This window comes from Ruegeria sp. K11 (assembly GCF_056531905.1).
In genome coordinates this window covers 91,345-102,485 of sequence record NZ_JBQFMP010000015.1, presented here as the reverse complement: position 1 = coordinate 102,485, position 11,141 = coordinate 91,345, and the positions used below count along the sequence as shown (strand labels likewise).

The window sequence follows — 11,141 nt, the reverse complement described above, 5'->3', positions numbered from 1 at the left end:
CGCAGGAGTTGGGGATCGAACGGTCTTATTCCGATTTCCGTCAGATGGCGCAGGCCGAGGCCGCCCGTGATGACGGGATCGACGCCGTGGCTATCGTGACGCCGAACCACATGCATGCCGACCCGGCGATTGCGTTTCTCGACGCGGGTATCCATGTCATTTGCGACAAACCGCTGGCGGCCACGGCTGAGGATGCAGCGCGGATCAAAACCGCCGCCGAGGCCTCAGCGGCGCTTTTCATCCTGACGCATAACTACACCGGCTATCCGATGATCCGGCAGGCGCGCGAGATGGTGCAGGCGGGTGATCTGGGCAAGCTGCGGCTGGTGCAAGTGGAATACGCGCAGGACTGGCTGACTGAACCAGCGGCATCCGACAACAAACAGGCCGACTGGCGCACCGATCCGGCCCGGTCGGGGGCGGGCGCCATCGGCGATATCGGGACCCATGCCTTCAATCTGGCGCATTTTGTGACCGGTCAGGTCCCCTCGCATCTGGCTGCGGACCTGTCCAGCATGGTGCCGGGCCGTTTGGTCGACGACAATGCCCATATCCTGCTGCGCTATGCCAGCGGCGCGCGTGGGGTGCTGTGGGCCAGTCAGGTTGCCGTGGGCAACGAAAACGGCCTGCGATTGCGGGTCTATGGAGAAACCGGCGGGCTGGAATGGGCTCAGGAACACCCAAACCACATGCAGTTCACGCGCTTTGGCCAGCCCACGCAGACCCTGACACGCGGCGGGGCCGGTGCAAATGATGCAGCCAACGCGGTGACCCGCGTGCCGGGCGGTCATCCCGAAGGCTATTTGGAAGGCTTCGCAACGCTTTACACCGAGGCCGCCGACCTGATCCGAAACGGCGCAGACGAAGGCAGCCTTCTACCCGGCATCGCGGATGGACTTCTAGGCATGCACTTTATCGCCGCTACACTGGCGTCATCTGAGGCAGATTGTAGTTGGCAGAAATTGCCTGGGAATATTGGCGATTCCTGAACTGTCACGCCATTGGCGTTCAGGAAAGAAGTGCCCGGCAGAAATCCATTCGTAGGGCAATTCCGCGTAACGGGCTTAGGGGGCGTATTCAATTGGCGGATTTCCATTGAGGTCTTGATTGGCTTCCCTTCTGTCATCGGCAGGCGGGAGGCAATCATGACAAGGCACCTCTGTCTGACGTCAGCGCCACTGGGGCTGTTTAAGTCGATGTGATAAGTCAAAGCGTTAAGCGTTTGATCCAGTGGATCAAACGTCGCGCATGACCGCTGGCAGCGTACGGGGCCAACATAAACTTCTCTATTCTTATAAAGATTTAATCGTCAAACAACGGTTTCAAAATCATCGTTGTATAAGGTCTTGCATGCTGTGCCGGCACAAAGGTGCGCAAACGAGTGCGCACGACATCTATTGTAATAACAACAACCGAAAAGTTCGGATGTCCTCAAGCGCTTGCAGTTGCCAGTCGTACCTTCCCGCAGCAGATCCGGAAGAGGCCATGCGTTTACCAAACCGTAATCTCAAAGCGTTACCTTGGGCACCATGCAAATTTCTGAGTCGCCGATTTAGAGAACGCTGCATTGCCGTGTGAAATCTGGCTTACGATGACCCTTGAGGGCCGTACGTTCAAATTTAAGAGTTGAACTAGCAACACTCCAGGCAACCGGAGGTAACTTTAGTTGGCAAAAAGGTAAATCATTTGGTCAAAAGGCAAAATGTCTCTGCATTTGACATTTAGAAATTTGGTCGGAGTGAGAGGATTCGAACCTCCGACCCCTGCCTCCCGAAGACAGTGCTCTACCAGGCTGAGCTACACTCCGACCGTGGCGGGTGATCTATACCCGGGGAATGGGATGCGCAAGAGGGATTCTGGTTTGGGCATAACCGAAAGGAGGGCTCAGGCTTGAAGTTCGCCGTGGGTTTAATTTGTCGTGAATTGCGAGCTCAGCTTAGTACCTCTGTTCTATGCAATCTGACCTTGGTGCCACCATGGTCAACGACTGGACCGGGCGCAAGCAAGGGCAGGCGTGTGGCGCGGGCGAGGGAGTGGTTACTGGTCACGATGCCAACGCGCCAGCCCTGAAAGCGGCTCAGTAAAACCTTTCCAAGGCTTCCGTAAAGCGCACGCAGGCGCTTTTCGTCACCAATGCGCGCGCCGTAAGGCGGGTTGACGATGACCAGTCCGACTGGCCCGGAAGGGGGTTTGATGTCACTGACAGATCGTTGATGGAATTGCACGACCTCTGTTACGCCAGCGCGGCTTGCATTGGCGGTTGCAGCGTCAATCGCGCCACTGTTTCTGTCGGATCCATAAAAACGGAAGTCAGATGCGCCTTGCGTGTGACAGGCAGTCATCTCAGACCAAGTCTCAGCATCGAATCCCACCAGATCTTCAAATGCGAAGCTCCGGGATCTGCCGGGACGTAATCCGCACGCAATCTCGGCGGCTTCGATCACGAAGGTGCCCGAGCCGCACATCGGATCGAGAACGGGTTCGTGCCCAGAAAAGCCGCAATCGCGCAAGAACATAGCCGCCATCGTCTCGCGCATGGGGGCTTTGGCGGTTGCGGATTTGTGACCGCGCTTATGAAGGGGGTCTCCTGAGCTGTCGACCGAGATAGTGCAGATGTCCTTTTCGATGCGCAACAGAACACGCAGGCGAGCATCGTTTGAGATTGGAGCGCCAAGCGTTTCCGAAATTGCGCCTTCAACCCGTTGTTTCGCGGCTCCGGCGTGATAGATTCGCGACTTGCGGCAAACGGCCTCGACCTTCACAGGGATATCGGGGCGCAGGGTGTCGGCCCATGGAAACTTGCGCAATCGCTTGTCCAGTTGCGCCAGATGCACGGAAGGAAAACTGCCCAGACGTACCAGAACCTTGTTTGCGCCGCGCAGGTACAAGTTTGCGCGCCAGACATCCGCCCAGGTCCCCCGGCACGTGACACCACCTGGTCCGATTTTCGACTGTGAGAACCCGTGTTCGACAGCCTCGGCCAGCAATGGGGCCTCCAGGCCAGGTGTTGCTATCAAGAAGATGCCTAATGTGTCGGTCTGTTCCATTTCGATTGCTTACACCGGAACGATTCCCGGCGCGACAAGCAAATTGACTCGCCGGATGACCGGGTGTGCCTGCGATAATTGCGCCCGACAGATTGGTTTGAGCGGTAACAGGTTTGCGTTTGGAGCCGTCCCCGCGTAAAGGGTCTCTGATCATTGGAGGGCTTTCGGTCGGGTACGGGTGCTTGCGCACTTTTTCTCGCTCAAAGGCTTACGCGTTGATGCCGTTTTGTGCCACGATGCCGGGGCCGAAGCGACGTGGTGCAGGAAAGAGGCTTGGAAGACCGTAGCGACATGCAAACTTTCAAACTGAAAAAAGGGTTGGAACTGCCGGTGCAAGGTGCGCCGGAACAGAAGATTCAACCGGGACCAGAATTTACATCTGTTGCCGTTCTGGGCGCGGATTACATTGGTCTGAAGCCGAAGATGCTGGTGCAGGAAGGCGACGAGGTTCAACGTGGCACACCGCTGTTCTGCCACAAGGATGCGCCCGATGCGATGATGGTTGCGCCGCTGAGCGGAAAGGTCGTGGCGATCAACCGCGGCGCCCGCCGGGTGTTGCAGAGTGTTGTGATCGAGGTTTCGGACGCCAATGACGCTGGCGTCGATTTCTCTGCCATTGGCGATGCTGACAGTGCCGAAGGGATTACGGCCAAGCTTTGCGCTGCGGGTCTGTGGACGTCGTTCCGCACCAGACCCTATTCCAAGATGCCTGAACCGGGCACCAAGCCTGCCGCTATTTTTGTCACCGCGATGGACAGTGATCCGCTGGCGGGGGACGCAGCGCTGATCATTGGCGATGCCAATGAGGCGTTCGCTGCCGGGCTGGCTGCCGTATCGCAGTTGACCGAGGGCAGGACATACCTGTGTCATCAGGAAGGTGCATCGATTCCCGGTGCCGATTTGCAAGGCGTCGAAGCTGCGGCGTTTTCTGGTCCTCACCCCTCGGGCCTGGCCGGAACACATATTCACTTTCTCGAACCTCTGGCCGGGGACAAGCAGGTCTGGACCATCGGTTATCAGGACGTGATCGCCATTGGTCGTCTGATGCAGACCGGCCATCTGGATCCCAATATCGTGATTGCACTGGCCGGACCGGGTGCCCGCCAGCCGCGATTGATTCGCACCGTAATGGGGGCGTCAACGGACGATCTGACCCGTGATGAGGTCGATGTTGATGGGACTGCGCGGATTATTTCCGGCTCGATCCTGTCCGGACGTCACGCCGAGGGCCCAACGGCATATCTTGGCCGCTTTGCGCGGCAAGTTGCGATTATTCGTGAAGATCATGACCAGATCACGCTGGGTTGGATTCTTCCTATGCCGTCGAAATACTCAGTCCAGCCGGTGTTGGGGTCGGCATTTGCCAAGAAACTCTACGCCTTCACGTCGAACCTGAACGGAGGTCGCCGTGCGATGGTGCCGACCGGCGTGTTCGAGGAGCTGATGCCGCAGGACTATCTGCCCACGCAACTGCTGCGCGCGCTTTTGGTGATGGACACCGACACGGCGCAGGCGCTGGGGGCGCTGGAACTGGACGAAGAAGATCTGGGCCTTGTGGGCTTTGCCTGCCCGGCGAAATATGAATACGGGCTGGCGCTGCGCGACTGCCTGACCAAGATTGAGAAGGAGGGCTAAGCCACATGGGTCTGCGCAGCTTCTTTGACCGGATTGAGCCGAACTTTACCAAGGGCGGCAAGTACGAGAAGTATTTCCCCATCTACGAGATGGTCGAAAGCTTTATCTACACACCGAAAACTGTCACCACCGTCGCGCCGCATGCGCGGTCTTACGTGGATATGAAGCGGATCATGACATATGTCGTGATCGCGACGATCCCCTGTATTCTGTGGGGGATGTGGAACACCGGCTATCAGGCCAACTCGGCAATCGCGACGCTGGGGCCGGATGCGGCAACAGGCTGGCGGATTACTCTGCTGCAGATGTTTGGCATATCGCTGAGCCCGGAAAGCCTGTTTGCCAATGTGATACATGGGTTGCTGTATTTCCTGCCGATCTACATCACGACACTGGTCGCGGGTGGTATATTCGAGGTCATCTTTGCCACAGTGCGTGGGCACGAGGTGAACGAAGGTTTCCTTGTGACCTCAATGCTTTACACGCTGATCCTGCCCGCTACCACGCCTCTTTGGCAGGTGGCGCTGGGGATCATCTTTGGTGTCGTCATCGGCAAAGAGGTATTCGGCGGCACTGGCAAGAACTTCCTAAACCCCGCGCTGGTTGGGCGGGCGTTCCTGTACTTCGCTTATCCGGCCAGCATGTCCGGAGATTCGGTCTGGACGCCGGTAGACGGGTTCTCTGGCGCGACAGCGCTGGGTGTGACTGCTGCACAGGGCGTTCAGGCGTTGGCGAGTGAAGGCATCACCTGGGCAAGCGCGTTTTTCGGAACGATTCAGGGCAGCTTCGGGGAAACTTCGACACTGGCTTGTATGATTGGTCTGGCCTTCCTTTTGACAACCAAGATCGCCAACTTCCGCTTGATTGTGGGCTGTCTGGCCGGAACCATCGGCTTTTCACTACTGCTGAATCTGATCGGGTCCGACACGAACCCGATGTTCGCAATGCCCTGGTACTGGCACATCGTTCTGGGTGGCTACGCCTTCGGTCTGGCCTTCATGGTGACCGAGCCCGTTTCCGCCAGCCACACCAACCTGGGCCGCTATATCTACGGCGCGCTGATCGGTGTCATGGTTGTGATGATCCGCGTCATTAACCCCGCTTTCCCCGAGGGCATGATGCTGGCAATCTTGTTCGGCAACGTCTTTGCGCCGCTGATCGACTATTTCGTCGTGCAAGCCAACATCAAACGGAGGGCGCGTCGCCATGTCTGATACGCAATCCCCGGATCAAAACGAGGCCCCCAAGGGCGCGTTTGCCAAGTTTCTGGCGGCCTCGCCGGATTCGGTCAGCAAGACCATCATCATCGCTGTTGCTGTGTGCTTGGTGGCCTCGATGGTCGTTTCGGCAGCCGCAGTCAGCCTGCGTCCGGTGCAGGAAGCAAATGCGCTGAAAGACAAGCAGGTCAACGTTCTGCAGGTGGCAGGTGTTTATGAGCCCGGTATCGACGTGACCGAGGCTTTTGCCGCGTTCGAGCCGCATGTGCTTGAGTTGGAAACCGGCAAATTCGTCGATGATCAGTTCGATCCGGCTACGTTCGACGATCTCGCAGCCGCCAGCGATCCGGACCTCAGCGTCGCGCTGGATGATGACCCGGCCGGGATCGGACGCAAGTCCAGATATCGCGTGATCTATCTGCTGCGCGACGATGCGGGAGAGTTGGACAAGGTGATCCTGCCGCTGCACGGGTACGGCCTTTGGTCCACGCTCTATGGTTTCATTGCGTTGGAAAACAACGGCAACGACATTTACGGCCTGCAATTCTATCAGCATGGCGAAACACCCGGTCTTGGGGCCGAAGTGGACAACCCGCGCTGGAAGGCGCTGTGGAACGGCAAGCGGCTGCGCGATGACGCGGGTGATCTGCAGATCACCGTTGCCAAGTCGCAGCCTGCGGCAGGTCCTGACTTCTACGTTGATGCGTTGGCCGGTGCGACTTTGACCTCGGTCGGTGTCGATAACCTTGTGCGGTTCTGGATGGGCGATGCGGGTTACGCTCCATTCCTGGCCAATCTGCAAGCAGGAGAGATCTGATGTCCCAGACCAAAAAAGAGATGCTGGTCGACCCGCTTGTCGACAACAATCCGATCACGCTTCAGGTGCTGGGTATCTGTTCGGCGCTGGCGGTGACATCCTCGCTGCAGGTGTCGATGGTGATGGCGCTGGCGGTGATCTTCGTGACCTCGTTCTCGTCCTTCTTCATCTCGTGCCTGCGCAACCAGATTCCGGGCTCGATCCGGATCATCGTGCAGATGGTCATCATCGCCTCGCTGGTGATCCTGGTGGATCAGATACTCAAGGCATACGCCTTTGAGATTTCGAAAACTCTGTCGGTTTTCGTCGGCCTTATCATCACCAACTGCATCGTGATGGGCCGGGCCGAGGCGTTTGCCATGAAAAATCCGCCGGTCGCATCTTTCATCGACGGGATGGGCAACGGGATGGGTTATGGCCTGATCCTGCTGCTGGTCGGCTTCATTCGCGAACTGTTCGGCGCGGGCTCGCTATTTGGCGTCACCATCCTGCAGACCGTCAACAATGGCGGGTGGTATGTGCCCAACGGCATGCTGCTGCTGCCACCGTCGGCGTTCTTCATCATTGGTCTGATCATCTGGGCCTTCCGCACATGGAAGCCGAACCAGGTTGAGGAACGTGAATACAAAATCCAGCAGGTAGAGGCGCACTGATGGAAGCCCTGATTTCACTGGCCGTAAAGGCCATCTTTGTCGAAAACCTCGCGCTCAGCTTCTTTCTGGGGATGTGTACCTTCATCGCCGTGTCCAAGAAGATTTCGACCGCGCTTGGTCTGGGGATTTCGGTCATGGTGGTGCAGGCCATCACCGTGCCTGCGAACAACCTGCTGCTGAACTATCTGCTGAAACCCGGCGCGCTGGCCTGGGCGGGGTTCCCGGATGTGGACCTAACCTTCCTCGGCCTGATCTCGTACATCGGCGTGATCGCGGCGATGGTGCAGATCCTCGAGATGGTGCTCGATAAATACTTCCCTCCGCTCTACAACGCGCTGGGGATCTTCCTGCCGCTGATTACAGTGAACTGCGCCATCCTCGGGGGTTCTCTGTTCATGGTTGAGCGTGACTACAACTTTGCCGAGGCAACCACCTATGGCCTGTCCTCGGGCTTTGGCTGGGCGCTGGCGATCACCGCAATGGCGGGCGTGCGCGAAAAGCTGAAGTATTCGGACATCCCTGATGGCCTGCAAGGGCTGGGGATTACCTTCATCACCGCAGGTCTGATGGCAATGGCCTTCATGTCCTTCTCGGGCGTGAAGCTGTAAGGAGGCGTCGATGGAAACTTTCACTCTAGGCGTCGCTCTTTTCACTCTGATCGTGATCGGGTTGGTGGCCATCATCATGGCTGCGCGCTCCCGACTGGTCTCAACCGGGAATGTCAACATCACCATCAACGGTGAAAAAACGGTATCCGTGCCAGCGGGCGGCAAATTGCTGCAAACGCTCGCGGCCGAGAAGCTGTTCGTGCCTTCGGCTTGTGGCGGTGGCGGCACCTGCGCACAATGCCGCGTCAAAGTGCATTCGGGCGGGGGGTCGATCCTGCCAACGGAAGAAAGCCATATCACCAAGCGTGAGGCTGCTTGTGGCGACCGCCTGTCCTGTCAGGTCGCGGTCAAGCAGGACATGGATATCGAAGTCCCAGAAGAGGTTTTTGGTGTCAAGAAATGGGAATGTACCGTCCGGTCCAATGAAAACGTCGCGACCTTTATCAAGGCTCTGACTTTGGACCTGCCAGAAGGCGAAGACGTCAATTTCCGCGCCGGCGGCTATATTCAGATCGAAGCGCCTGCGCACCAGCTGGCCTATACCGATTTCGATGTCGAGGAAGAGTACCGCGAGGATTGGGATCGCTTCAATCTGTGGCAGTACAAATCCGTCGTGGGCGAACCTATCGAACGGGCCTATTCCATGGCCAACTATCCGGACGAGAAGGGCATGATCATGCTGAACGTCCGCGTGGCCTCACCGCCTCCGGGCTCCGAAGGTATCCCACCGGGTCAGATGTCGTCGTATATATTCAACCTGAAGCCGGGCGACAAGGTTACGATTTCGGGCCCGTTTGGTGAATTCTTTGCGCGTGAAACCGAGAAAGAGATGGTCTTTATCGGTGGTGGTGCGGGCATGGCACCTATGCGCAGCCACATCTTCGACCAGCTCAAGCGCCTTGAGAACCGCAACCGCAAGATCAGCTTCTGGTATGGTGCGCGGTCCAAGAAAGAGATGTTCTTTGTCGAGGATTTCGACACTCTGGCCAAAGAGTTCGACAATTTCGACTGGCATGTCGCCTTGTCAGACGCGCAGCCCGAGGATGACTGGAAAGGCTATACCGGCTTCATCCACAACGTGCTGTTCGAGGAATACCTCAAGAACCACCCGGCGCCCGAGGATTGCGAATACTATATGTGCGGCCCCCCGATCATGAACCAGTCGGTCATCAACATGCTGTTGGATCTGGGTGTGGACCGCGAAGACATCATGCTGGACGATTTCGGCGGATAATTCAGATGAAACCGGCGCAACACGCGCCGGTTTTCATTTGTTGTAGTAGTCCCGGTACCAGGCGACGAACTGCGCCAGACCGTCTTTCAGCTGTGTTTCGGGTCGGTAACCGGTCAGACGCTGCAGCAGACTGTTGTCGGCCCATGTGGCAGGTACGTCGCCCTGTTGCATGGGCATGTAGTTTCGGATGGCTTTCTGCCCGACCGCCTCTTCGATGGCTTCGATGAAATCCATCAGGCGCACCTTTTCCCCATTGCCGATATTGACGACCCGATACGGTGCAACCGGAGACAGGCTGTCGCCCACTTCGATCTCATCAGAGCTGCTTGGACGTTCGGGAGGGACATCGATCAGCAATCGGATGCCGCGCACCAGGTCTTCGACATGGGTGAAGTCGCGGTACATTTCTCCGTGATTATAGATATCGATGGGGCGTTCGTTCAGAATGGCATCGACAAATTTGAAATAAGCCAGATCAGGTCGCCCCCAGGTGCCGTAGACGGTGAAAAAGCGAAACATCGTCGTCGGCAAATTCCACAGATGCGCGTAGGAATGGCCCATCGCCTCATTCGCCTTTTTGGTCGCGGCGTAGATGGTCAGTTGATTATCGGCCTTGTCGACCTCGGTAAAGGGCATGTCCTCATTCGCACCGTAGATGGACGAGGTTGAGGCCATAAGCAGGTGATCAACGTTATGCTGCCGTGCAAGCTCCATCACGTTGAACGTGCCCACGACATTGGAATCGACGTAACTGCGCGGGTTTTCAAGGCTGTAGCGCACGCCGGCCTGAGCTGCGAGATGGATGATGACATCGGGTTCGAACTCATCGCCGATCTGCGTCAGCCGGTCATGATTTTCCAGAACGTCCTCGGTCGCCGAAAAGGCCGGGTTCTGCAACAGCATCTGATGACGGCGGCGCTTCAGCGCGACGTCATAGTAGTCGGTCATTCCGTCATAGCCATGCACACGGAATCCGTCGGCTAGAAGCAATCTGGCAAGGTGAAACCCGATGAACCCTGCGGTTCCCGTAATCAATACTCGTTTCATGGCCATCCCGGATGCTGGAGCAACTTCTGTTGTCACAGATACGTTCTCGGGCACGCCGTCAAGTACGTCGCCAGCAATTGCCCGAGCCGTGTTTTGACAACAGTGTTTCTACACACAAAGCGCCTGTCGCCGCAGCCATTGTTTCTGACGCCGCAGCAGGCCTGTTTAGCCCACGATCATCTGCTTCATCTTCAGGGCTTCATATTCCAGCTCGTTCAAGCGGAAATTGACCACATCGCCTATGGTGATGACACCGCATAAATTGCCGTCCCGCAAAACCGGCATGTGACGAAACCGGCCTTCGGTCATGGTTTTCAACACGCTCATCAACGGGTCTTCGGGGGCGCAGGATTTCACCTCGCGGGTCATCAGGTCTTGGACCGATTGTGGCAGGGTCTGGCCGGGCGTTTCAGCCATCCGACGCACAATGTCACGCTCGGACAGAATTCCCTGCAACGCACCGTTCTGGTCGGTGACAACAACGGCGCCGATGCGTTTTTCTTTCAGAATCTCAACCACCGAGTGGATCGTGTCATTGGGTCGCACGGAAAATACCGCGTCTCCTTTGCCTTCCAGAAGTTTCGCGACCGTGGAATGCGAATGCGACAAATTCGTCTCGGCCGATTGACTGCGGGTTGCCGGATCGGTCTTGTCGCCCCGTGTGGGCGGCTGGTAAGAGCTTGGAGCCATGAGCGATCTCCTTTTTCATTTGATCTGCCTGTTGGAACCACCTTACCGCAGGCGCAGGCGCTGTATAGGGTGCATTTTTGAAATCCTTTGTTTCCCGGTCAAATTGTAAGGATGATTACGCTGCTAAGCCAAATCTACCTGACTCCACCCGTGGCCGTTGTGATCTTCTTTGTTGTCGTGGTCTGTGGTCACA

Annotated in this window: 10 protein-coding genes and 1 tRNA gene; 7 read left to right on the top strand and 4 right to left on the bottom strand. The window is 57.2% G+C overall.

Annotated features, from left to right (window positions below):
• Positions 1-989 (top strand): Gfo/Idh/MocA family protein (locus ACR0K4_RS19760; protein ID WP_480855405.1); only part of this gene is annotated, 989 nt, incomplete at its 5' end.
• Between the two features lie 741 nt (positions 990-1,730).
• Here the strand turns inward: ACR0K4_RS19760 and ACR0K4_RS19755 are convergent.
• Both ACR0K4_RS19755 and ACR0K4_RS19750 read right to left on the bottom strand, forming a co-directional pair.
• Positions 1,731-1,807: transfer RNA gene (locus ACR0K4_RS19755), tRNA-Pro, on the bottom strand.
• Positions 1,808-1,931: 124 nt separating this feature from the next.
• Complete coding sequence (locus ACR0K4_RS19750) at positions 1,932-3,047, bottom strand: THUMP domain-containing class I SAM-dependent RNA methyltransferase (protein ID WP_480855404.1); 1,116 nt, start codon at positions 3,045-3,047, stop codon at positions 1,932-1,934.
• A 291-nt stretch (positions 3,048-3,338) separates the two neighbouring features.
• Between ACR0K4_RS19750 and ACR0K4_RS19745 the strand changes: the two genes are divergently transcribed.
• From ACR0K4_RS19745 to nqrF, 6 genes are read left to right on the top strand one after another with little or no spacing between them, the layout of a single operon-like run.
• The gene (locus ACR0K4_RS19745; protein WP_480855406.1) at positions 3,339-4,682 is read left to right on the top strand and encodes a Na(+)-translocating NADH-quinone reductase subunit A; all 1,344 of its coding nucleotides are present in this window, start codon (positions 3,339-3,341) and stop codon (positions 4,680-4,682) included.
• 5 nt (positions 4,683-4,687) lie between these two features.
• The gene (locus ACR0K4_RS19740) at positions 4,688-5,896 is read left to right on the top strand and encodes an NADH:ubiquinone reductase (Na(+)-transporting) subunit B (RefSeq protein ID WP_480855403.1); all 1,209 of its coding nucleotides are present in this window, start codon (positions 4,688-4,690) and stop codon (positions 5,894-5,896) included.
• Positions 5,889-6,716, top strand: coding sequence for a Na(+)-translocating NADH-quinone reductase subunit C (locus ACR0K4_RS19735; protein ID WP_480520776.1), 828 nt, complete (start codon positions 5,889-5,891; stop codon positions 6,714-6,716). The genes ACR0K4_RS19740 and ACR0K4_RS19735 overlap by 8 nt, the downstream gene beginning before the upstream one ends.
• Positions 6,716-7,369 (top strand): NADH:ubiquinone reductase (Na(+)-transporting) subunit D, encoded by a 654-nt coding sequence (locus tag ACR0K4_RS19730; RefSeq protein ID WP_170710614.1) that lies wholly within the window; start codon positions 6,716-6,718, stop codon positions 7,367-7,369. Before ACR0K4_RS19735 ends, ACR0K4_RS19730 begins: the two co-directional genes overlap by 1 nt.
• Positions 7,369-7,977 (top strand): NADH:ubiquinone reductase (Na(+)-transporting) subunit E, encoded by a 609-nt coding sequence (gene nqrE, locus ACR0K4_RS19725; RefSeq protein WP_480520774.1) that lies wholly within the window; start codon positions 7,369-7,371, stop codon positions 7,975-7,977. Before ACR0K4_RS19730 ends, nqrE begins: the two co-directional genes overlap by 1 nt.
• 10 nt (positions 7,978-7,987) lie before the next feature.
• Positions 7,988-9,211: an NADH:ubiquinone reductase (Na(+)-transporting) subunit F gene (gene nqrF / locus ACR0K4_RS19720; protein WP_480520772.1), complete on the top strand. Its 1,224-nt coding sequence runs from the start codon at positions 7,988-7,990 to the stop codon at positions 9,209-9,211.
• 33 nt (positions 9,212-9,244) lie between these two features.
• Here the strand turns inward: nqrF and ACR0K4_RS19715 are convergent, their stop codons facing one another.
• Positions 9,245-10,258, bottom strand: coding sequence for an NAD-dependent epimerase/dehydratase family protein (locus ACR0K4_RS19715; protein ID WP_480855402.1), 1,014 nt, complete (start codon positions 10,256-10,258; stop codon positions 9,245-9,247).
• A gap of 165 nt (positions 10,259-10,423) precedes the next feature.
• On the bottom strand, positions 10,424-10,948 hold the full coding sequence (locus tag ACR0K4_RS19710; RefSeq protein WP_480855401.1) for a CBS domain-containing protein: 525 nt from the start codon (positions 10,946-10,948) through the stop codon (positions 10,424-10,426).
• Positions 10,949-11,141 lie beyond the last annotated feature (193 nt).